A 20,657-nucleotide genomic window follows, 5' to 3' on the forward strand; every position below is an offset into this window, starting at 1 on the left:
TCCTTAAAACAGAAAATAGCGTTGCGCCATCGGCAGAACGTCTGCCGGTTCGCTGGATATCAGCTCGCCATCGATGCGCACTTCATAGGTTTGTGCATCGACGGTGATATTGGGCTGCAGGCTGTTATGGATCATATCGGCCTTTTGTACCGTCCGGCAGCCTTTCACCACCGCCGTAGCGCTGTGCAGGTTCAGACGCTGCGCCACGCCACTATCGACCGCCGCCTGCGGCAGGAAGGTCAGGCGACAGTGATGGCGAGCGCTGCCCAGCGCACCAAACATCGGACGGTAGTGCACCGGCTGTGGCGTCGGAATCGAGGCGTTGATATCGCCCATTGGTGCAATGGCTATCATGCCGCCCTTGATAACCGCGGCAGGCTTAACGCCGAAAAATGCCGGAGACCACAGCACGAGGTCCGCCAGCTTGCCCACTTCAATCGAGCCGACTTCATGGGCGATACCGTGGGTCAGCGCCGGGTTAATGGTGTACTTGGCGATATAGCGCTTCACGCGGAAGTTGTCGTTATCGCCGCGCTCTTCGGCCAGCGGCCCGCGCTGAACCTTCATCCGATGGGCGACCTGCCAGGTGCGCAGAACGACCTCTCCGACGCGCCCCATCGCCTGCGAATCCGAAGAGGTCAGGGAGAAGGCGCCAAGGTCATGCAGGACATCTTCCGCCGCGATGGTTTCCCGACGAATGCGTGATTCGGCAAACGCCACATCTTCCGCGATATCCGGGTCGAGGTGGTGGCAGACCATCAGCATATCCAGATGCTCATCAATGGTATTAACGGTGTACGGCAGCGTCGGGTTGGTGGAGGAAGGTAAAATATTGGGGTGTGCACAGGCGGTAATAATATCCGGCGCATGGCCGCCGCCGGCACCTTCGGTATGGAAGGTATGGATTGTCCGCCCGGCAATCGCCACCAGCGTATCTTCAACGAAACCCGATTCATTCAGGGTATCGCTGTGCAGCGCCACCTGAATATCCATTTCGTCGGCAACCGTCAGCGCGCAGTTGATGGCCGCCGGCGTGGCACCCCAGTCTTCATGGATTTTCAGGCCAATCACTCCGGCCGCTACCTGCTCGCGCAGCGCATCCGGGTTCGAACCGTTACCTTTACCCAGCAGGCCAATATTCACCGGCAGGCTGTCCGCCGCCTGCAGCATCCGCGAGATGTACCACGGGCCGGGAGTACAGGTGGTGGCATGCGTTCCCGCGGCCGGGCCGGTTCCGCCGCCGACCATCGTGGTGACGCCGGAGACCAGCGCTTCTTCTGCCTGCTGCGGGCATATCCAGTGGATGTGGGTATCGACGCCGCCGGCGGTGACTATCTTCCCTTCGGCAGCGATGACTTCCGTTGCCGCGCCGATGGGGATGGTGACGTTGGGCTGGATGTCCGGATTACCGGCTTTGCCGATCGCAAAGATCCGTCCTTCTTTGACGCCAATATCGGCTTTGACGATCCCCCAGTGATCGACGATCAGGGCGTTTGTCAGCACCAGATCGACGCAATCGTCCGCGCACATTTGCCCCTGACCCATACCGTCACGGATCACTTTACCGCCGCCGAATTTCACCTCTTCACCGTAGGTGGTGAGATCGTCTTCGACCTCGATCCATAGCTCGGTGTCGGCCAGACGCACTTTATCACCAGTGGTGGGGCCAAACATGTCGGCATAGGCCTGACGTGTAATATCACTCATCGTTTGCCTCCAGATTCCCCATCACGTCGCCGCGAAAACCGTACACAGCGCGACGACCAGCGAGCTCAACCAGTTCCACCTCGCGTTTTTGCCCCGGCTCAAAACGGACTGCGGTACCGGCGGCGATGTTCAGGCGGTAGCCAGTGGCCTGCCCACGGTCAAATTTCAGCGCCGGGTTGACCTCGGCAAAATGGTAATGCGATCCCACCTGAATCGGCCGGTCGCCATGATTTTCAACGATAATGCTGCGGGTGGCGCGGCCAACGTTCAGAGCAATCTGTCCGGGCTGCACCTTGTATTCACCTGGGATCATCGCGATACCTCAGATAATTGGGTTATGGACGGTGACCAGCTTCGAGCCATCCGGGAAGGTGGCCTCGACCTGGATATCAGGGATCATTTCGGGAACGCCCTCCATGACCTGCTCGCGGCTTAGCACATGACGGCCTTCTTCCATTAGCGCCGCAACGCTCTTGCCATCGCGGGCGCCTTCCATAATAAAGGCGCTGATTAAGGCGACGGCTTCCGGGTAGTTCAGTCTCAGGCCACGGGCCAGACGACGTTCCGCCACCAGCGCGGCGGTAAACAGCAACAGCTTGTCTTTTTCTCTGGGAGTCAGTTCCATAGCGTTCTCTTAGGTCAACCAGATTCGGGGAAGGACCGGAGATTTCCCGGTCAGATGCGGGCGCATAAACTGCCAGATATCACGCATCGCCCGCTGGCAAAGTAAATTATCGTCACTTAAAAATCGCACCGTCAGCAGGCCGTCGGTCAGCGTGGCGCCGGCGTAGTTTCCCAGCGTCGTCAGTCGTTCACGCACCCCGTCAAGCAGGGCCTCGCTGGCGGGGTAGAACAGCAGAGTACCGACCCACGGGCGCTCCGCCACGCTTGCCAGATGTCCATCTGCCAGGTTCAGGCGTTCAATCAGCAGCGGTGAATCATCTACCCACACTTCAAGACGGTTGCTGAGGGCGCCGTGGCTAAAGCTTTCGCCGATGACCGGGCGGCCAAGGCACAGCAAATCCCAGGCCAGCAGCGAGCTGGAAGGATGAAGGTGGAAGGTTGTATGCAAACTGGCCTGCGCGCCGGGAAAGAAAATCGCATCCTGCGGCAGCCACTCCAGCGTTGAGTGTGCCGCCAGCGTCAGATGCTGATGCAGGCAGGCCTGTGGGCCGCTGCTGCGGTAAAACTTACTGGCGCCGGGCATGGTGATTAACGTGTGGCAGCGGCTATCGAGCGTGGCGCGAATGGTCAGCTCGTCGCCGCCAACGATCCCACCTGGCGGATGGAGTAGATAGAGGTGACAGGTATCATCCTCGGGATAAAAGGGACGCTGGACGGTGAGCGGGCCGACGTGACGGGCGGAGTTGAGTACCGTTTTGCCGCCGCGATGTTGAAAATGAAGGTCCAGCGTCGCCTGCCAGCCTTTTTTATTCTCTGGTAACACGGTGCTGTGCAATGTTGCGCCCCTGCAAAATCAAGATAAAACAGCAGCGATGAGTATTGATCGGCGCGAAAGTATCTCGATCATATGAAAAGCTTATGAGTTAAAAACAGGAAAACAGCCGCCTGAGCGACGGCCGCTTAGCGACACGATTATTGCGCCTGATAATCCTCGGCGTCAATGTCATAGCCCGATGGTTCCCAGCGAATGGCGAGCAGCGACAGCAGGCCAATCAGCGGCGCCGCGGCGATAATCCAAAATACGTGGGTATCCAGAGCCGCAACCAGCAGCGGGAAGAGAAACAGCGACAACGTTGAGCTGCTGCGCATCAGGGTCTGGTTCAGGCCGACGCCGACGCCGCGCAGTGAGGTTGGATAGCTCAACGAGGCAAACGTCATGGTGTGCGCGCCGGGGCCAAATCCCTGACCAAAGAGGAACAGCGCCAGCAGCGCGACGGCAGCGATACCTTCGCCAGCGCCGTCCGGTCGGCCAATCAGCGCCAGCCCCAGCAGCGCCAGCAGCTGGCAGCTGTAGCCCGCCAGCGACTTTTTCCACGCCCCTAAACGCGGTACCAGCCGCACCGCCAGCAGGCCGCCGACGAAAGCAAAGAGCAGATTCAGCGCCAGTGAGATCAGAATCGTAGTCAGCATCGACTGGACAAAGAAGCTGGAGATAATCACCGGCAGGCCGAAGGCGACGGCGTTATAAGCGAATGACGAAACGACGGACAGCAGCGTGGCCAGGGTAGTCCGTCGCAGATAAACGCCCTGGAACAGGCGGAAATAGTTACTCCACTGCGCTTTTTTGACCACCGGCACCGGGTTTTCCAGCGCGTCCTGCGCCACGTGGGCGTTGATATTATACGCCTTGCGAAGAATTGCCGCCGCGTCGCGCAGGTTGCCCTGGTTGGCGGCCCACACCGGGGATTCGCTCATATAGCGGCTGCGAATGGCGATAATCACCAGCGCCGGTATCGCGCCGAAGCCCAGAATCAACCGCCACAGCCAGTCGCTGTGGCTTTCTGGCAGCACGGCATAGAAAAAGAGCACCAGCAGGTATGAAATGCTGATGGCGGCATACCACGTCGGGCACCACATGGCGACGCTGGCCGCTTTGTTGCCCGGCCCTTTGAGCCTGGAGAATTCGCTCAGAAAGGCCATCGCCACCGGGAGATCGATCCCAACGCCAAGCCCCATCACAAAGCGGGCGCCGGTCAGCACATATTCGTTAGGTGCCAGCGCGCAGGCGATTGCCGCTACCACAAAAAACAGCATATCGGCCATAAACACCCGATAGCGGCCAATTTTATCCGTCAGGTATCCGCCCAGCAGCGCACCGACGATTGCCCCGAAGGTGATGGCCGAGGCCACCATGCCGGTACCGGCCGGCGTCAGATTAAACTCGCGGGTTATATCTTTCAGGCCGAAAGCCAGGGAACCCAGGTCGTAGGCATCGAGGAAGATACCGCCGAGGGCGATACCCATAACAATTCGTGCATTGTTACGCCCGCTGCTGCCTTCATTGATTAAACGTGAGACATCGGCGGCGCCGCGTATCCATCTTATTTCCCCGCCGGGCGACCCTGCCGCTGCGACCGGAGCCGCATTGATTACGTCTGTCATGATGATGTTCTGTGCAGTCTTATAGAGGAATTCAGAGTAAACATCGGGGCGGGCGGAAATAAATTATTTTTGGTTATAAGACATAACTAAGTGATTGTTGTAAAAAGGATTATCTTTGCCTGCGGTTTCATTCAGAATGATTGGCTGCAAAAAAGGGCAATTCAGTGAGATTGTCGTGATAACTGGCGTCCGGCGAGGGGCGCCGGGCGCAAGATTATTTCTGCTCTGGCGTTTTTTTGTTCTTCTTCAGCCGGGCCCAGATTTTGGTTTCCTGGCGACGCCACAGACGTTGAATATTGTCGTGGTGGCGCAGCAGAATCAGGCAGGAGAGCATTGAAACCGGGAAGGTATACTGCGGCTTGAACCACCAGACGTAGAAGGGGGCGATGAGCGCGCTGACAATCGCTCCGAGCGACGAATAGCCGCTGAGCAGAATGGTCAGCAGCCAGGTGCCTGCCATGACGCCGGTCAGATCCCAACCGATGGGCGCGATGGCGCCGAAAGCGGTTGCGACACCTTTACCGCCGCGGAAATTAAAAAACACCGGCCAGATATGCCCTACGCAGGCCGCGATAGCGACCAGGCCCAGCCAGAATGGCGTCAGGCCGAGCGCCCAGGCACCCCAGACGGGTAACATGCCTTTGAGCACATCAAAAATAAGAACCGTTACCGCTGCTCCTTTGCCGCCAATTCGTAGTACGTTAGTCGCCCCAGGATTGCCGGAACCGCTATCGCGAGGGTCGGGCAGGCCAGCGAGACGACACACCAGAATGGCGCTGGAAATTGAGCCGCAGAGGTAGGCAAGGATAACCAGTCCAGGCGCGATTGCACTCATCAGCTGTTCCATTTTGAAAATGTCGTTTTATCCCCGTCGTCCTTCGCGTGGCTGATGCGCAGGCGGTCATCATTTGTGCCGCCTGCGGGTCGTGCGGTGCGCCAGAACGCTTGCTGCGCCGCCGCTTTCCTGCCATGCGAATTATTTAGGGGATGTCTTTGCATCTGTGGATAATACGCATAATTCGCCGGAAGTGGTATCCGGTTTAGCCAAAAAGCAGGCAGGTCGTGATGGATATTGTATTTATAGAGCAACTTTCGGTAATCACCACTATTGGTGTTTACGACTGGGAACAAACCATTGAACAGAAGCTGGTGTTCGATATCGAAATGGCGTGGGACAACCGCAAAGCGGCAAGCAGTGATGATGTCAGCGATTGCCTCAGCTATGCTGATATCAGCGAGCTGGTGATTGGTCACGTCGAAGGCGGGCGTTTTGCACTGGTCGAGCGCGTTGCAGAAGAGATTGCCGATTTGCTACTGGAAAAATTCCCCTCGCCGTGGGTGCGGATTAAAGTCAGCAAACCTGGTGCGGTAGCCAGGGCGGCAAACGTTGGTGTAATTATCGAACGCAGCCGGACATAGCCTTAATCTGAAACAAAACTTTTCAGGTCATACTCGTTAAACAAATTGTGTTTATACCGGTCATATGAGCCGGCTATCGGGATATTTTATTGTCATCCGGCGTCTGGACAGCACTCGAAATTTTCGCGTACTCCGTGTACGCTCCGATTTCCTGCGCCGTCCGTCTCCAGACTGGCCGCATCAATATCACCTGATGGAATGGTTCAGCGTATCTGGTTTTTTCATTTTACTTTTAAAGGGTTTATTGGATGAGCGATATACACTCGCTGCTGGTGGCGGCAATATTGGGTGTGGTTGAAGGGTTGACGGAATTTTTACCTGTTTCCAGTACTGGCCACATGATTATTGTGGGTCATCTACTGGGCTTTGAAGGTGATACGGCAAATACTTTTGAGGTGGTCATTCAGTTAGGTTCTATTCTTGCCGTTGTCGTCATGTTCTGGCGCCGTCTGTTCGGTCTGATTGGTATTCATTTCGGTAAACCACCGGAGCATGAGGGCCAGGGCAGCGGTCGTTTATCGCTGATTCATATTTTACTGGGGATGATCCCGGCGGTGGTGCTGGGCCTGTTACTTCACGATACCATCAAATCGCTGTTTAACCCGGTTAACGTGATGTACGCGCTGGTTGTGGGCGGCTTACTGCTGATCGCGGCGGAAGTGCTGAAACCGAAACAGCCGCGCGCTGTCGGCATTGATGATATGACCTACCGTCAGGCGTTTGTGATTGGCTGCTTCCAGTGCCTGGCGCTGTGGCCTGGCTTCTCTCGCTCAGGTGCGACCATTTCCGGTGGGATGCTGATGGGTGTCAGTCGCTACGCGGCGTCAGAGTTCTCCTTCCTGTTGGCAGTGCCGATGATGATGGGCGCGACCGTGCTGGATGTGTATAAGAGCATCGGTTTCCTCAACGCCAGCGACATTCCGATGTTTGCCGTCGGCTTTATCATGGCGTTCCTTGTGGCGCTGATCGCGATTAAAACCTTCCTGCAACTGATTAAACGTATTTCGTTTATCCCGTTTGCCATCTACCGTTTTGTTGTCGCGGCAGTGGTTTACGTTATCTTCTTCTAAGTTTTAAGCGCCGGTAAAACCGGGCCCTCAGTCGCAAGGCTGAGGGCAGCGTTCTTCCTTCCACTTCGCAACGGCCAGAATACGTCGACGCGTCAGCTCCTCGCGAATCTCCGGCCCTTTAAATCCCTCGGCGACCACGTCCTTTGTCGAGACTGATTGGGCAATATTCCAGGCTTCAAGCAGCAGGCGTCCCTGCGGATAATCACAGGCTTCAAACCCGGTGCGCCCGCGCACGTCGGCCTCGCTGGTTAAGGCGATTTGCATGACCCGCTGCGGTTTACGCCAGGCGTCGATATTATCAAACAGCTTAACCAGCGTTTTGGGCTGGAGTATCGGCAGAGTATGAATCAGATCGTGGAACTCAGCGACCAGCTTCGCCAGGTCGCGAATGTCGTTCGGTACGCGCAGGCGAGCGCAGAGCTGTTCGACCAGCTTGACGCCTGCCGGGCCGTGGCCGTGGTGTCGCGGCCAGAGCGCTTTCGGCGTCAGCCCTTTGCCGAGATCGTGGCACAGCGTCGCAAAGCGAACGTCAATGTCCGGCGACAGCATCGCCGCCATCGTCAGGGTCATCAGCGTATGCAAACCGGTGTCGATTTCCGGGTGCCATTTGGCCGGCGCGGGAACGCCGTACAGCGCGTCGATTTCCGGGAACAGCACGCCGAGTGCACGGCAGTCGCGTAGGGTCTGGAAAAAGACCTGCGGATTGCGGGTACCAAGGGCGTTTTCCGTCTCTTTCCAGACGCGTTCCGGCGTCAGATGCGCCAGCTCGCCGGCGTCGGCCATCGCACGCATCAGCGCCATTGTCTCATCGGCAATACGAAAACCAAGATGGGCATAGCGGGCGGCGAAGCGCGCAACGCGCAGAACGCGCAGCGGATCTTCGCTAAAAGCAGGTGAGACGTGGCGCAGCAGGCGCAGGCGTAAATCGGCCTGACCGTCGTAGGGATCGATAATCAGGCCATCGGGGCCCTGAGCCAGTGCATTGACCGTCAGATCGCGGCGCAGCAGATCCTGTTCCAGCGTGACGTCCGGGGCGGCATAGCAGGTGAAACCGGTATAGCCGGAACCCGATTTACGCTCGGTACGGGCCAGCGCATACTCTTCCCGGCTTTTCGGGTGCAGGAATACGGGGAAGTCGCGGCCTACCTGCTGGTAGCCCGCATCAAGCAATTGATCAGGCGTGGCACCAACCACGACCCAGTCTCTGTCTTTGACCGGTAGCCCTAATAACGCATCCCGAACCGCACCACCGACCAGATAAATCTTCACGCCTGACTCTCCCGTATCCACTTTGCTCAAGATGATACGTAAGTCTGGCAGAGAAGACGAATTAGTTCATCCACCGGTCTTTACGTTTACGGCTCGGGACCAGATGCGGCAGCACCAGACCGAGCAGCAGGCCAACGCCAAGCACGCCGCCGCCATACATAAACCACTGCATGATAATGGTGCGCTGCTTATCATCCAGCTGCAGATTCGCGGCATTCACCTTCTTCTGGGCGACAACCAGCTCATTTTTCAGCTTTTGGTTCTCGTCTTTCAGCGCGTTGATGACGGTATCGCTCCCGGCGACCTTTTTCTGCATGTCTGCGGTGCGCTGATTCCAGGTGGTATCGATGTTATTCAGCTTGTCGGTCAGGGTTTTCACCTGGTTTTCCAGATCCGGTACGCGAGTGCGCAGGCTGGGCTCGGTGCTCAGCTCTTTCAGCGGAATCCAGGCGGTACGGCCGTTGCCGTCGCGGATCTGGGCATAGCCGGTGCTGTCATTGGTTTGCAGCAGAGAGACTTCTTCCCCGGCGTTGATGGTGCCCTGAAGACGATAATTATCGCCCGGCCCCGTGCGAACCCAGGTGTTCAGTTCATCAGAAACATAGCGCTTTTCTTCCGCATGAACCGCCGTGGTGGCGCTGAGCGCCAGCAACATAAAAGTAATAAGGCGTAATTTTGGCATCAGGTCATCGTTTGATCGTAAAAAGTTGAACGATAGTAGTGGCATCGCCATAGCGACGCAAAGTTTTCTGCCACAATCGGAAACATCCAGGAGGTGGCCCGGCAAAATGCGCATTGCATGGCGAATCGCCGCAAAATACTATCTACTGACAAAAAATATCGGCGATAGTTCGCCGTATTTTCCCGGCAGAGCACAGAAGCGGAAGAATTCAGTCATGGCTCAAGAAATCGAATTAAAGTTTATTGTCTCCGAGAACGGCGTAGATACATTGCGTCAGCACCTTAATACCCTTAACGCACAGCACACGCCTGCGGGGCAATTGCTCAATATTTACTATGAAACGGCGGATAACTGGCTGCGTCGCCACGATATGGGACTGCGCATTCGTGGCAATGGTGGTCATTATGAAATGACCCTGAAAATCGCCGGCCGCGTAGTGGGCGGGCTGCATCAGCGTCCGGAATTCAACATTCCACTGGAAAGCCCGGAACTGGCGCTGGAACGCCTTCCCGCTGAGGTCTGGCCGCAGGGTGAACTGCCTGCGGAGCTGGCGCAAAACGTACAGCCGCTGTTCAGCACCGATTTTGAACGTGAAAAATGGGTGGTTAGCGAAGGGGAAAGCCAGATTGAGATTGCGCTCGATCGCGGGGAAGTGAAAGCCGCTGAACGTCAGGAAGCAATCTGCGAACTGGAGCTGGAGCTACTCTCTGGCAAGACGGAAGATGTGCTGACGCTCGCCCGTCGTCTGCTGGAGACTGGCGTGCTGCGCCAGGGGAGCCTGAGCAAGGCGGCTCGCGGCTACCATCTTGCCCAGGGCAACGATGAACGTCTGGTTAAGCCATTCGGTATTTTGCAGGTAGCGGCAAAAGCCAGCGTTGAGCAGGGGCTGGAGGCGGCGCTGGAAAGCGCGCTGGCGCACTGGCTCTATCATGATGAAGTCTGGAACCGCGGTAATCCGGCAGCCAAAGGCGAAATCCTTCGCGCCATCGCGCGGGTGCGTCATACGCTGGTGCTGTTTGGCGGTATCGTGCCGCGTAAGGCCACTGCGCAGCTGCGTGAACAGCTCGGTGAAGCTGAAGCCGCGCTGACGGAAGCCGGAAAAGACCCGGCGGTGCTGTTCAGCATTGCCACGGTCAGCGCGAAGCTGACGCTGACCGAATGGCTGGTGGGCTGCGGCTGGCTCGCATTTTTAAATGAGGGTGCGCAGAAGAAGATCGCCGGCTCTTTTAAACGCTTTGCGGATATTCAGCTTTCACGGGCGGCTGCGGAGTTAAAAAATGCGTTCCAGCAGACGCTGGGGGATGATTATGACGGTCAGCTGCCGCGCCTGGCTCGTGACATCGACTGCATTCAGCTGCTTGCCGGCGCCTATGCCGATGCTGCGGCATCCTGGCTGGAAAACTGGCTGGAAGTCCGTCGCGCCATTGAGCACAAAGATCGCAGCGTCATTGAATATTTCCGCCGCCAGGCGCTGGCCGCGGAGCCATTCTGGCTGCATAGTGGAAAACGATAATTTCAGGCCAGGGAGACCCCTATAATGCCGCTTTCTTCACAGTTACAGCAGCACTGGCAGACGGTTATAGACCGGCTGCCGGCGGATTTTCCATTACAAACGTTAAGTCCGCAAGCGCAGTCGGTGATGGCGTTCAGCGATTTTGTCCAGCAAAGTCTGGTGGCCCAGCCGCAGTGGCTGACCGAGCTTGAACATTCACCGCCAGAGGCGCAGGAGTGGCGTGACTATGCCGACTGGCTACAGGCCGCATTGGCCGAGGTCAACGACGAAGCGGCGCTGATGCGTGAGCTGCGCCTGTTTCGCCGTCGTGTCATGGTGCGTATCGCCTGGGCTCAGGCGCTGTCGCTGGTCAGTGAAGAGAGCAGTTTGCAGCAGTTAAGCGCGCTGGCGGAGACGCTGATCGTCGCCGCTCGCGACTGGCTATATACCGCCTGCTGTAACGAATGGGGAACCCCTTCCAGTGCCGAAGGAAAAGCGCAGCCGCTGCTGATTCTCGGGATGGGAAAATTAGGCGGAGGCGAGCTTAATTTCTCGTCGGATATCGACCTGATTTTTGCCTGGCCTGAGCATGGCGCAACCCGCGGCGGGCGCCGCGAGCTGGATAACGGGCAGTTCTTTACTCGCCTCGGCCAGCGACTGATTAAAGTCCTCGATCAGCCAACGCAGGATGGCTTTGTTTATCGCGTTGATATGCGCCTGCGGCCCTTTGGCGATAGCGGGCCGCTGGTGCTGAGCTTCGCTGCGCTGGAAGATTACTACCAGGAACAAGGGCGCGACTGGGAACGCTATGCGATGGTCAAAGCGCGGATCATGGGCGACAGTGAAGGCACTTACGCCAGCGAACTGCGCGCCATGCTGCGCCCGTTTGTCTTCCGTCGCTATATTGACTTCAGCGTGATCCAGTCACTGCGTAATATGAAAGGCATGATTGCTCGTGAGGTTCGTCGTCGCGGACTGAAGGACAACATCAAACTCGGTGCGGGCGGTATCCGCGAAATCGAATTTATCGTTCAGGTCTTCCAGCTGATCCGCGGCGGGCGCGAGCCGGCGCTCCAGCTGCGGGCACTGCTGCCGACGCTGGCGGCGATAGATGAGCTGCACCTGCTGCCGGAAGGCGATGCCGCCCGGTTGCGTGATGCCTACCTGTTCTTACGTCGCCTGGAAAACCTGCTGCAAAGCATCAATGACGAGCAAACGCAGACCCTGCCACAGGATGCGCTCAATCGCGCTCGCCTGGCGTGGGGCATGCACGTTGATGACTGGGAAACGCTGATCGCGCAGCTGGACGAGAAAATGGCCAGCGTACGGCGGGTGTTCAACGAGCTGATTGGCGATGATGAGGCGCAATCACCGGATGAACAACTGGAAGAGTACTGGCGTGAGCTGTGGCAGGATGCGCTGCAAGAAGATGACACCAGCCCCGCGCTGGTCCATCTTGAGGATGGCGACCGCCGCAGCGTGCTGGCGCTTATCGCTGATTTTCGCAAAGAGCTGGATAGACGCACCATCGGCCCGCGCGGGCGGCAGGTGCTGGATCAACTGATGCCGCATCTGCTCAGCGAAGTCTGTTCACGGGCCGATGCGCCAGTGCCGCTGGCGCGTATTACGCCGCTTTTAACCGGTATTGTCACCCGAACAACCTACCTCGAATTGCTCAGCGAATTTCCCGGCGCGTTGAAGCACCTGATTAGCCTCTGTGCCGCCTCGCCGATGGTGGCCAGCCAGCTGGCGCGTCATCCGCTGCTGCTGGATGAGCTGCTGGACCCCAATACGCTCTATCAACCGACGGCGACCGATGCCTATCGTGATGAGCTGCGTCAGTATCTGCTGCGGGTGCCGGAAGAGGATGAAGAGCAGCAGCTGGAGGCCCTGCGTCAGTTTAAGCAGGCGCAGCTGTTGCACATCGCCGCCGCCGATATCGCCGGTACCCTACCGGTGATGAAAGTGAGCGATCACTTAACCTGGCTTGCCGAAGCGATGATTGATGCGGTGGTGCAGCAGGCCTGGATGCAAATGGTGGCACGCTATGGCCAACCGACGCACCTGCACGACCGCCAGGGGCGCGGTTTTGCCGTTGTCGGCTATGGAAAACTGGGCGGCTGGGAGCTGGGCTACAGCTCCGATCTTGATCTGGTGTTCCTGCATGACTGCCCGGTTGAAGTGATGACGGACGGCGAACGCGAAATCGACGGCCGTCAGTTCTATCTGCGCCTGGCCCAGCGCATTATGCACCTGTTCAGTACCCGCACATCGTCAGGGATTCTCTACGAAGTGGACGCTCGCCTGCGGCCGTCAGGCGCTGCGGGCATGCTGGTCACCACCGCTGATTCATTTGCCGAGTATCAGAAGAATGAAGCCTGGACCTGGGAGCATCAGGCCCTGGTGCGCGCCCGCGTGGTGTACGGCGATCCGGAACTGCAGGTGCGTTTTGATTCCATCCGTCGCGATATTCTCAGCGCTTCGCGCGAAGGGGCCACGCTACAGACCGAAGTACGGGAAATGCGTGAGAAAATGCGCGCGCATCTCGGGAATAAGCACCGCGATCGCTTTGATATTAAAGCCGATGCCGGAGGAATTACCGATATTGAATTTATTACCCAGTATCTGGTCCTACGCTATGCGCACGATAAACCGAAGCTGACGCGCTGGTCTGATAACGTGCGCATTCTGGAACTGCTGGCGCAAAACGACATTATGGATGATGAAGAGGCGCGGGCGCTGACCCACGCGTACACCACGCTACGCGATGCGCTGCATCATCTGGCTTTGCAGGAACAGCCGGGGAACGTCGCCCCGGACGCCTTTACCCATGAACGTGAGCAGGTAAGCGCCAGCTGGCAGAAGTGGTTGATGGCTTAACTAAAAAACCGGGTGTGCTATTATCGCGCGCAAAGTTTGTATCTCGCAGGAGAGAGTCATGAAAGTAACGCTGCCGGAGTTTGAACGTGCAGGAGTGTTGGTGGTTGGCGATGTCATGCTGGACCGCTACTGGTATGGTCCCACCAGCCGTATTTCCCCTGAAGCCCCGGTGCCGGTGGTGAAAGTGGAGAATATCGAAGAGCGTCCCGGCGGTGCGGCAAACGTGGCGATGAACATTGCGTCTCTCGGTGCGACCTCCCGGCTGGTCGGGCTGACCGGTATTGATGATGCTGCGCGAGCGTTGAGCAAAGCGCTGGCCGACGTCAACGTGAAATGTGATTTTGTCTCTGTACCGACTCACCCAACTATCACCAAGCTACGTGTGCTGTCGCGCAACCAGCAGCTGATCCGCCTGGATTTCGAAGAAGGATTCTCCGGCGTCGATCCGCAGCCTATGCACGACCGCATTCAGCAGGCGCTGGGGGCTATTGGGGCGCTGGTGCTGTCTGATTATGCGAAAGGCGCGCTGGCCAGCGTCCAGACCATGATTAAACTGGCGCGTGATGCCGGTGTACCGGTGCTGATCGATCCGAAAGGCACTGATTTTGAACGCTATCGCGGTGCCACACTGCTGACGCCGAATCTCTCCGAATTTGAAGCCGTCGCGGGCAAATGCAAAGACGAAGCGGAGATTGTTGAACGCGGCCTGAAAATTATTGCTGATTTCGAGCTCTCTGCGCTGCTGGTGACTCGTTCCGAGCAAGGGATGACGCTGCTGCAACCGGGCCGACCGCCGCTGCATATGCCGACTCAGGCGCAGGAAGTGTATGACGTTACCGGCGCCGGTGACACGGTGATTGGCGTGCTGGCGGCAACGCTTGCATCGGGCAATACCCTGGAAGAAGCTTGCTACTTCGCCAACGCGGCGGCGGGCGTGGTGGTCGGTAAGCTGGGAACGTCAACCGTTTCGCCTATCGAGCTGGAAAATGCGGTGCGCGGGCGTGCGGAAACCGGGTTTGGCGTCATGAATGAGGACGAATTGAAACAGGCCGTTGCGGCGGCGCGTAAGCGCGGCGAGAAAGTGGTGATGACCAACGGCGTGTTTGACATTCTGCACGCGGGCCACGTTTCTTATCTGGCCAACGCGCGCAAGCTGGGCGATCGCCTGATTGTGGCCGTTAACAGCGATGCGTCGACTAAACGTCTGAAAGGCGACTCTCGTCCGGTTAATCCCCTCGAGCAGCGTATGATCGTGCTGGGCGCGCTGGAAGCCGTCGACTGGGTGGTCTCATTTGAAGAGGATACGCCGCAGCGCCTGATCGCCGGTATTCTGCCGGACCTGCTGGTGAAAGGCGGAGACTATAAGCCGGAAGACATCGCGGGCAGTGAAGAAGTCTGGGCGAACGGCGGCGATGTTCTGGTACTGAACTTTGAAGATGGTTGTTCTACGACCAACATCATTAAGAAGATCCAGAAAGACAGCGGGAAGTAATTTGTCATGCCATAAGGGTGGCCGGGGAGGTTGGGTTGCGGATAGCGCAGCCGGAGAAACCCCCAGCGCTCTGATAAAAAGGCCTGCGATCGTGAGATTGCAGGCCTTTTTTATATTTAATGATGACAGAAATGATGTAGCGCAATAAATAAACAGTGCGGGCGCATTTTTCGTACAAAAAGCGTTAGCGTAAGCATAAATACTGAAGTGAGTAGAAAGCATATGACCAATCAGAACACACACGGCTGAAGGAGTATGCGGATGAATCAACACGAACTGTATTCAATGAAGAACTTTGATTTTCTGGCCCTGAGTTTCGCCAGAATGCACGCGCAAGGTCACTCCGTTGATCTCCAGGCCATTGTTGGCAACATGGACGAGGTTCATCGGGAATGGTTTTGCCAGCGGTATGAACTCTACTGCCGTCAGGTCAGTAAAGAGGTGACATCGGAACCAGAGCTGGAACACTAAGACAACAACGGGCCTGATGGCCCGTTATTTTTTACTGCTTCTCTGCGGTATCTGGGGTGGTCGAGCGGCTTTCCAGATCGCTGATACGCTGCTCCAGCAGCGCCAGTTTTTCGCGGGTGCGCAACAGCACCTGGGTCTGCACATCAAACTCTTCGCGACTAACAAAATCCAGGCGGGTCAGCTGCGACTGGAGTACCTGGCGAATCTTTTTCTCCACATCGTCTCCAAGATCGCGAAGGCCTTTCGGCATCGACTCATGGACCTGGCGGGCGATTTGTTCAATTTTTTTTGGGTCAATCATGGTGGTTTCCTGCTCTGGTCGATTTGCCGTCCATTGTAGTGCGATCAACGCTGCCTATAAACCAGAAATGTTTGAAGCTTATGCATTGCCGATGATAATCAATAGCGTTATAGTGATCCTGCTTATTCTCAGGGCGGGGCGAAATTCCCCACCGGCGGTAAATCAACCATTGCGTTGAAAGCCCGCGAGCGCTTCCTGCGACAGCAGGAAGGTCAGCAGATCCGGTGTAATTCCGGGGCCGACGGTTAGAGTCCGGATGGGAGAGAGTAACGGCTCAGTCGGGTTTCGATCCGCTTGCGTTGACTTTTGCCGCTAAACCGGCGCTCCTAAGACTGCCCTGATTCTGGTAACCATAATTTTAATGAGGTTTTTTTACCATGAATCAGACGCTCCTTTCCTCTTTTGGTACCGCTTTTGAACGTGTGGAACACGCTTTAAATGCACTGCGCGAAGGCCGCGGTGTGATGGTGCTTGACGATGAAGACCGTGAAAACGAAGGCGACATGATTTTCGCCGCCGAAACCATGACCGTTGAACAGATGGCGCTGACCATTCGTCACGGCAGCGGCATTGTGTGCCTGTGCCTGACCGATGAACGCCGTAAGCAGCTTGACCTGCCGATGATGGTGGAAAACAACACCAGCGCATACGGAACCGGCTTTACCGTGACCATTGAAGCAGCAGAAGGCGTCACCACCGGCGTTTCCGCCGCTGATCGCGTGACCACCGTGCGTGCCGCCATTGCCGATGGCGCCAAACCTTCAGACCTGAACCGTCCTGGCCATGTTTTCCCGCTGCGTGCCCAGCCGGGTGGCGTGCTGACCCGTGGCGGTCACACGGAAGCGACTATCGACCTGGTGACGCTGGCGGGCTTCAAGCCGGCTGGCGTACTGTGTGAACTGACTAACGACGATGGCTCCATGGCGCGTGCGCCAGAGTGCATTGCGTTCGCGCAGAAACAAAATATGGCCGTTGTCACCATTGAAGATCTGGTGGCCTACCGTCGCGAACATGAGCGCAAAGCCAGCTGATTCTGGCCCGCGTTATCACAAAGCCCACCTCTGCGTGGGCTTTGTTGTTTTTACCCTCAGCCAATACCCATTGCCTGCAGGGCAACCAGACTTAATCCCATCACCGACATACCGCACAGCACGCCGTAGCTTGGGTTGCTCTGGGGATCGATTTCCTTTGCCAGCGGCATCAGTTCATCGACCGACAACGCCACCATAATCCCGGCGACGGCGGCCATAATGGCACCCATCACGACCGGCGATACTAGACTACCGAGGATCAGCCAGGCCAGCAGCCCGCCGAGGATTTCTGCCATTCCGGAAAGCCCTGCCCAGAGAACCGCTTTGCGCCGTGAACCGGTGGCGGCATAGACCGGCCCGGCGACCGCCAGCCCCTCAGGAATGTTATGTAAAGCGACCGCCAGCGCAACGCCCATGCCCAGCTCAAGGTTGTTACTCGCCGTCACAAAGGTGGCGATCCCTTCCGGAAAGTTGTGCAGGCTGATACCCAGGGTCAATAAAATTGCGGTGCGGCGCAGATTGCGCGGGCGCGGTAAGCCCGGCGACATCAGATCCTGCGGATGCGCATGGGGTAGCATATGGTCGAGTGCAAAGTAGCCCAGCAGGCCGATGACAAACATGCCATAGCCGAGCAGCGGCGACATTCCTTCGGCACTCAGCGCGGCAGGCAGCATCTCCATCAGCGAGATAAGCAGCATGATGCCGGCGGCAAAACCCAGAGAAAACCCCAGCAGCCGGTTGGATGGCTTCTGGCCCAGGACGCCAAAAATAGCCCCGATGAATGTGGCGCTACCCGCCAGCAGCGTCAATATTAATGGTGACGACATTATTCATCTCCTTTGATAATGATTATCATTCATAATATCCGTATTGCGTGGTAACGGCGAGAGGGAGAAGTGGCCTTTACAGCGAATTACATTCAAATTTTCTGACGATCATCATCATGCTTATCTGAGTTTATCCTGACTCAAAAACGCGTAATGTGAAGGCATCACAATTCCTCTACTTAAGGATATCACCATGTCCCGTACCCGAATGCCAGCGTTGTTTTTAGGCCACGGCAGCCCGATGAACGTGCTGGAAGATAACGTCTATACCCGCGCCTGGCGGCACCTGGGCGAAACATTGCCGCGTCCAAAGGCAATCGTTGTGGTTTCTGCGCACTGGTTTACGCGTGGTACCGGGGTAACGGCTATGGAAACACCGAAGACGATCCACGATTTTGGCGGCTTCCCGCAGGCGCTTTACGATACGCATTACCCGGCTCCAGGTTCCCCTGAACTGGCACAGCGTCTGGTTGAGCTGTTGGCGCCGGTGCCCGTGACGCTGGATAAAGAAGCCTGGGGCTTCGATCATGGCTCATGGGGTGTACTGATTAAAATGTATCCCGATGCGGATATCCCGATGGTGCAGTTGAGCATCGACAGCACCAAACCGGCCGCCTGGCATCTGGAGATGGGGCGTAAGCTGACGGCGCTGCGCGATGAAGGCATCATGCTGGTGGCGAGCGGTAACGTGGTCCATAACCTGCGAACGGCGCGCTGGCACGGTGAGAGCACGCCATATCCGTGGGCGGAATCATTTAACGACTACGTGAAAACCAACCTCAGCTGGAAAGGGCCGGTTGCAGAGCATCCGCTGGTGAACTATCTGGCGCACGAGGGGGGATCGCTCTCTAACCCGACGGCGGAACACTTCCTGCCGCTGCTCTACGTTCTGGGCACCTGGGATGGGGAAGAACCGATTTCTGTTCCGGTGGAAGGGATGGAGATGGGATCGCTGAGCATGCTGTCGGTGCTGATTGGGGCGTAGAAGATAACGTTATAAACCCGGCAGGCGTTAGCGCTGCCGGGGCAAATCTTATTCGACGAAAATATGCGGGTAGAAGCGCGACAGATCTTGCGTGATCAGCGCGCGATCCTCACGCACGCCGATCCCGGCGGGCTGGTCGTTGATCAGCCAACTGCCTATCAACGTGTAGCTGTCGCCAAACTTCGGCAGTGGATAGAACGCCTGCACGATCGTACCTTCTTCCCCGTACGGGCCTTCTACCGCCTCCAGCACTTTGCCGTTTTCCACGATCGACACGTTTGCACCTTCGCGGGAGAAAATAGGCTTAATGACGTACTTCTCCATCTCCGGATGCGCATCTTCGCTGAAGTAAGCCGCCAGCAGGTTTGGGTGGTTGGGGAACATCTCCCACAGCAGCGGGAGCAGAGCTTTGTTTGAAATAATGCTCTTCCATGCCGGTTCCAGCCAGCGTACGCCCGCGTCTTCCAGCTTGGTGGAGAACATCTCGCGCAGCATATATTCCCACGGGTAAAGCTTGAACAGATTGCCTATCACCTGATCCTGCAGGTCGGTGAACTGACCTTTTTCGCCCAGGCCGATATCTTCAATATACAAAAACTCAGTGGCCACGCCCGCTTCCGCGGCACAGTCCTGCAGGTACTGCACGGTACCGCGATCTTCTTCGGTATCGCGGCAGCAGGCCATATGCAGCAGCTGGAAGCCAAACTGATCGCGCAGCTCGGTAAAGCGCTCGATCAGTTTTTCCTGCAGACTATTGAACTGGTCGCTGCCTGCCGGCAACTGCCCGGCATTGATCTGATCTTCCAGCCAGATCCACTGAAAGAACGCGGCTTCATACAGCGAGGTTGGGGTGTCGGCGTTGTTTTCCAGCAGCTTCGGCTCGCCCACGCCATCCCACGCCAGATCGAGACGCGAGTACAGCGACGGCTGGTTGGTTTTCCACGACTGGCGCACGAAGCTCCAGGTATGTTTCGGGATGCGGAATTTCGCCATCAGCTCATCGCTGGCGACGACTTTTTCCACCGCCTGCAGGCACATTTGATGCAGCTCGGCGGTCACTTCTTCGAGCTTATCAACCTGCGCCAGCGTCAGTTTATAATAGGCTTCTTCGCTCCAGTACGGCTCGCCATACATGGTATGAAAGTTGAAGCCGTATTCGGTCGCCTTTTCACGCCAGTCCGGGCGCTCCGTGATGCTGATTCTTTCCATGTGATTTAGCCGCCCATTGAGCGTTTAGTCGAGGTGGTGCCCGCAGCGCTGCGCTGCATGGTAGATTGCTTCGCAACCGATTCACCAAAGCCGCCGCGGGTTACGGTGCTGGTGGTGGCCGGTTTTGGCGCCATTGCCGTCTTCGGTACGTTCATCGTCCGGCCCGGCTGTGCAGCGCCGTAGCTCTTACCGCCGGCATCGGTGTACTGGCCATAGGCCGGGCTGGCCGGGTTTTTAGAGCTGAACAGCGGCTGCTGTGCGCCCATACCGCCGCCCATCATGCGGCCCATCATGTAGCCTGCCATCAGCGGCATCCAGAAGCTGCCGCTGCTTTGCGCCTGCGCCTGGTTTTCTGGTGCTACGCCTGCCTGAGCCGGCGTCTGCTGGCACTGGCCTTCACCGAATTCAGCGACGCAATCTTCACGCGTGGCGTATTTAGGTGCGGTGCGTACCGCTTCCTGCTGAGCGTTGTTGAAAGCGGTAGTACATTCTGCGCTTTTGCCCGGGTTGGCAGTAGAGCAGTCATCGGCGTTTTGATACAGAGAAACCGTCTCGTCGGTTTGTTCACAACCGGCAAGCATAAATACGGCCGTTACGGCAAGAGCAACTGGCGTCAGATGGCGCGCGCTCCAGCTTTTACGGAACGAAGCATGATTGATATTTTTTGTCCGTTTCATATTTGTCTTCCAGGACCCAGTGGTATAGCGGTTTGTTAACGCTCAGGATAGAGGATGAGTGGTGGAAAATGAAGCGAAG

Annotated in this window: 19 protein-coding genes, 2 pseudogenes and 1 riboswitch; of the genes and pseudogenes, 9 read left to right on the forward strand and 12 right to left on the reverse strand. The window is 57.2% G+C overall.

Features of this window, described 5'->3' with window-relative positions:
• Positions 1 to 3 precede the first annotated feature (3 nt).
• The 4 genes from ureC to ACMYSK_RS22730 are packed head-to-tail and all read right to left on the reverse strand — an operon-like array spanning position 4 to position 3,166.
• Entirely contained in the window at positions 4 to 1,707 is a 1,704-nt protein-coding gene (gene ureC, locus ACMYSK_RS22715; RefSeq protein ID WP_434638648.1) for an urease subunit alpha, read from the reverse strand.
• Positions 1,700 to 2,020: an urease subunit beta gene (locus ACMYSK_RS22720; RefSeq protein WP_434638650.1), complete on the reverse strand. Its 321-nt coding sequence runs from the start codon at positions 2,018 to 2,020 to the stop codon at positions 1,700 to 1,702. The genes ureC and ACMYSK_RS22720 overlap by 8 nt, the downstream gene beginning before the upstream one ends.
• Before the next feature lie 9 nt (positions 2,021 to 2,029).
• Positions 2,030 to 2,332: an urease subunit gamma gene (locus tag ACMYSK_RS22725; protein ID WP_434638652.1), complete on the reverse strand. Its 303-nt coding sequence runs from the start codon at positions 2,330 to 2,332 to the stop codon at positions 2,030 to 2,032.
• Positions 2,333 to 2,341: 9 nt separating this feature from the next.
• Entirely contained in the window at positions 2,342 to 3,166 is an 825-nt protein-coding gene (locus ACMYSK_RS22730; protein ID WP_434638655.1) for an urease accessory protein UreD, read from the reverse strand.
• Here ACMYSK_RS22730 and ACMYSK_RS22735 point away from each other — a divergent pair.
• A pseudogene (locus tag ACMYSK_RS22735) lies at positions 3,156 to 3,239 on the forward strand (short-chain dehydrogenase); the annotation flags it as partial. The gene ACMYSK_RS22730 and the pseudogene ACMYSK_RS22735 sit on opposite strands and share 11 nt — an antisense overlap.
• 64 nt (positions 3,240 to 3,303) lie before the next feature.
• Here the strand turns inward: ACMYSK_RS22735 and ACMYSK_RS22740 are convergent.
• Together ACMYSK_RS22740 and plsY are read right to left on the reverse strand one after the other, a co-directional pair.
• The gene (locus ACMYSK_RS22740; protein ID WP_434638656.1) at positions 3,304 to 4,773 is read right to left on the reverse strand and encodes an MFS transporter; all 1,470 of its coding nucleotides are present in this window, start codon (positions 4,771 to 4,773) and stop codon (positions 3,304 to 3,306) included.
• A gap of 214 nt (positions 4,774 to 4,987) precedes the next feature.
• Entirely contained in the window at positions 4,988 to 5,608 is a 621-nt protein-coding gene (gene plsY / locus ACMYSK_RS22745) for a glycerol-3-phosphate 1-O-acyltransferase PlsY (RefSeq protein ID WP_004867810.1), read from the reverse strand.
• Between the two features lie 230 nt (positions 5,609 to 5,838).
• On the opposite strand from plsY, the pseudogene folB reads away from it, so the two are divergent.
• Positions 5,839 to 6,232, forward strand: a pseudogene (gene folB, locus ACMYSK_RS22750) (bifunctional dihydroneopterin aldolase/7,8-dihydroneopterin epimerase).
• A 208-nt stretch (positions 6,233 to 6,440) separates the two neighbouring features.
• A complete protein-coding gene (gene bacA, locus ACMYSK_RS22755) occupies positions 6,441 to 7,262 on the forward strand; it encodes an undecaprenyl-diphosphate phosphatase (RefSeq protein WP_434638657.1) in 822 nt (273 codons plus the stop codon).
• Positions 7,263 to 7,289: 27 nt separating this feature from the next.
• Here bacA and ACMYSK_RS22760 read toward each other — a convergent pair whose 3' ends face one another.
• Both ACMYSK_RS22760 and ACMYSK_RS22765 read right to left on the reverse strand, forming a co-directional pair.
• Positions 7,290 to 8,531, reverse strand: coding sequence for a multifunctional CCA addition/repair protein (locus ACMYSK_RS22760; RefSeq protein WP_434638658.1), 1,242 nt, complete (start codon positions 8,529 to 8,531; stop codon positions 7,290 to 7,292).
• Between the two features lie 61 nt (positions 8,532 to 8,592).
• Positions 8,593 to 9,213, reverse strand: coding sequence for a TIGR04211 family SH3 domain-containing protein (locus ACMYSK_RS22765; protein WP_434638659.1), 621 nt, complete (start codon positions 9,211 to 9,213; stop codon positions 8,593 to 8,595).
• Positions 9,214 to 9,427: 214 nt separating this feature from the next.
• On the opposite strand from ACMYSK_RS22765, the gene ACMYSK_RS22770 reads away from it, so the two are divergent.
• From ACMYSK_RS22770 to glgS, 4 genes are all read left to right on the forward strand, one after another.
• Entirely contained in the window at positions 9,428 to 10,726 is a 1,299-nt protein-coding gene (locus ACMYSK_RS22770; RefSeq protein ID WP_434638660.1) for an inorganic triphosphatase, read from the forward strand.
• A 21-nt stretch (positions 10,727 to 10,747) separates the two neighbouring features.
• The gene (gene glnE / locus ACMYSK_RS22775; protein WP_434644284.1) at positions 10,748 to 13,585 is read left to right on the forward strand and encodes a bifunctional [glutamate--ammonia ligase]-adenylyl-L-tyrosine phosphorylase/[glutamate--ammonia-ligase] adenylyltransferase; all 2,838 of its coding nucleotides are present in this window, start codon (positions 10,748 to 10,750) and stop codon (positions 13,583 to 13,585) included.
• Between the two features lie 58 nt (positions 13,586 to 13,643).
• Entirely contained in the window at positions 13,644 to 15,077 is a 1,434-nt protein-coding gene (gene hldE / locus ACMYSK_RS22780) for a bifunctional D-glycero-beta-D-manno-heptose-7-phosphate kinase/D-glycero-beta-D-manno-heptose 1-phosphate adenylyltransferase HldE (RefSeq protein ID WP_434638661.1), read from the forward strand.
• A 261-nt stretch (positions 15,078 to 15,338) separates the two neighbouring features.
• Entirely contained in the window at positions 15,339 to 15,548 is a 210-nt protein-coding gene (glgS, locus tag ACMYSK_RS22785) for a cell surface composition regulator GlgS (protein WP_434638662.1), read from the forward strand.
• Between the two features lie 31 nt (positions 15,549 to 15,579).
• Here the strand turns inward: glgS and ubiK are convergent, their stop codons facing one another.
• A complete protein-coding gene (gene ubiK / locus ACMYSK_RS22790; RefSeq protein ID WP_434638663.1) occupies positions 15,580 to 15,849 on the reverse strand; it encodes a ubiquinone biosynthesis accessory factor UbiK in 270 nt (89 codons plus the stop codon).
• 120 nt (positions 15,850 to 15,969) lie between these two features.
• Positions 15,970 to 16,121: riboswitch (FMN riboswitch) on the forward strand.
• Positions 16,122 to 16,226: 105 nt separating this feature from the next.
• Here ubiK and ribB point away from each other — a divergent pair.
• Positions 16,227 to 16,880, forward strand: a complete 654-nt coding sequence (gene ribB, locus ACMYSK_RS22795; protein WP_154144088.1) for a 3,4-dihydroxy-2-butanone-4-phosphate synthase — start codon at positions 16,227 to 16,229, stop codon at positions 16,878 to 16,880.
• 56 nt (positions 16,881 to 16,936) lie between these two features.
• On the opposite strand, the gene zupT is transcribed toward ribB, so the two are convergent.
• Complete coding sequence (zupT, locus tag ACMYSK_RS22800) at positions 16,937 to 17,707, reverse strand: zinc transporter ZupT (RefSeq protein WP_434638664.1); 771 nt, start codon at positions 17,705 to 17,707, stop codon at positions 16,937 to 16,939.
• A gap of 193 nt (positions 17,708 to 17,900) precedes the next feature.
• Here zupT and ygiD point away from each other — a divergent pair, with 193 nt between their 5' ends.
• On the forward strand, positions 17,901 to 18,692 hold the full coding sequence (ygiD, locus tag ACMYSK_RS22805) for a 4,5-DOPA dioxygenase extradiol (protein ID WP_434638665.1): 792 nt from the start codon (positions 17,901 to 17,903) through the stop codon (positions 18,690 to 18,692).
• A gap of 48 nt (positions 18,693 to 18,740) precedes the next feature.
• On the opposite strand, the gene ACMYSK_RS22810 is transcribed toward ygiD, so the two are convergent.
• Both ACMYSK_RS22810 and ACMYSK_RS22815 read right to left on the reverse strand, forming a co-directional pair.
• Complete coding sequence (locus ACMYSK_RS22810; RefSeq protein WP_434638666.1) at positions 18,741 to 19,901, reverse strand: glutathionylspermidine synthase family protein; 1,161 nt, start codon at positions 19,899 to 19,901, stop codon at positions 18,741 to 18,743.
• A gap of 5 nt (positions 19,902 to 19,906) precedes the next feature.
• Complete coding sequence (locus ACMYSK_RS22815; protein ID WP_434638667.1) at positions 19,907 to 20,578, reverse strand: DUF1190 family protein; 672 nt, start codon at positions 20,576 to 20,578, stop codon at positions 19,907 to 19,909.
• Positions 20,579 to 20,657 lie beyond the last annotated feature (79 nt).

The organism is Klebsiella sp. I138, assembly GCF_051131765.1.
Lineage (GTDB): Bacteria > Pseudomonadota > Gammaproteobacteria > Enterobacterales > Enterobacteriaceae > Klebsiella.

Bases quoted from the DNA above. Each gene is read 5' to 3' on its own strand.
- bacA (WP_434638657.1), top strand. From the start codon at position 6,441: ATGAGCGATATACACTCGCTGCTGGTGGCGGCAATATTGGGTGTGGTT.
- ACMYSK_RS22765 (WP_434638659.1), bottom strand. From the start codon at position 9,213: ATGCCAAAATTACGCCTTATTACTTTTATGTTGCTGGCGCTCAGCGCC.
- plsY (WP_004867810.1), bottom strand. From the start codon at position 5,608: ATGAGTGCAATCGCGCCTGGACTGGTTATCCTTGCCTACCTCTGCGGC.
- ribB (WP_154144088.1), top strand. From the start codon at position 16,227: ATGAATCAGACGCTCCTTTCCTCTTTTGGTACCGCTTTTGAACGTGTG.
- ACMYSK_RS22810 (WP_434638666.1), bottom strand. From the start codon at position 19,901: ATGGAAAGAATCAGCATCACGGAGCGCCCGGACTGGCGTGAAAAGGCG.
- ACMYSK_RS22720 (WP_434638650.1), bottom strand. From the start codon at position 2,020: ATGATCCCAGGTGAATACAAGGTGCAGCCCGGACAGATTGCTCTGAAC.
- glgS (WP_434638662.1), top strand. From the start codon at position 15,339: ATGAATCAACACGAACTGTATTCAATGAAGAACTTTGATTTTCTGGCC.
- ygiD (WP_434638665.1), top strand. From the start codon at position 17,901: ATGTCCCGTACCCGAATGCCAGCGTTGTTTTTAGGCCACGGCAGCCCG.
- ACMYSK_RS22815 (WP_434638667.1), bottom strand. From the start codon at position 20,578: ATGAAACGGACAAAAAATATCAATCATGCTTCGTTCCGTAAAAGCTGG.
- ubiK (WP_434638663.1), bottom strand. From the start codon at position 15,849: ATGATTGACCCAAAAAAAATTGAACAAATCGCCCGCCAGGTCCATGAG.
- ACMYSK_RS22770 (WP_434638660.1), top strand. From the start codon at position 9,428: ATGGCTCAAGAAATCGAATTAAAGTTTATTGTCTCCGAGAACGGCGTA.
- zupT (WP_434638664.1), bottom strand. From the start codon at position 17,707: ATGTCGTCACCATTAATATTGACGCTGCTGGCGGGTAGCGCCACATTC.
- ACMYSK_RS22740 (WP_434638656.1), bottom strand. From the start codon at position 4,773: ATGACAGACGTAATCAATGCGGCTCCGGTCGCAGCGGCAGGGTCGCCC.
- ureC (WP_434638648.1), bottom strand. From the start codon at position 1,707: ATGAGTGATATTACACGTCAGGCCTATGCCGACATGTTTGGCCCCACC.
- hldE (WP_434638661.1), top strand. From the start codon at position 13,644: ATGAAAGTAACGCTGCCGGAGTTTGAACGTGCAGGAGTGTTGGTGGTT.
- ACMYSK_RS22725 (WP_434638652.1), bottom strand. From the start codon at position 2,332: ATGGAACTGACTCCCAGAGAAAAAGACAAGCTGTTGCTGTTTACCGCC.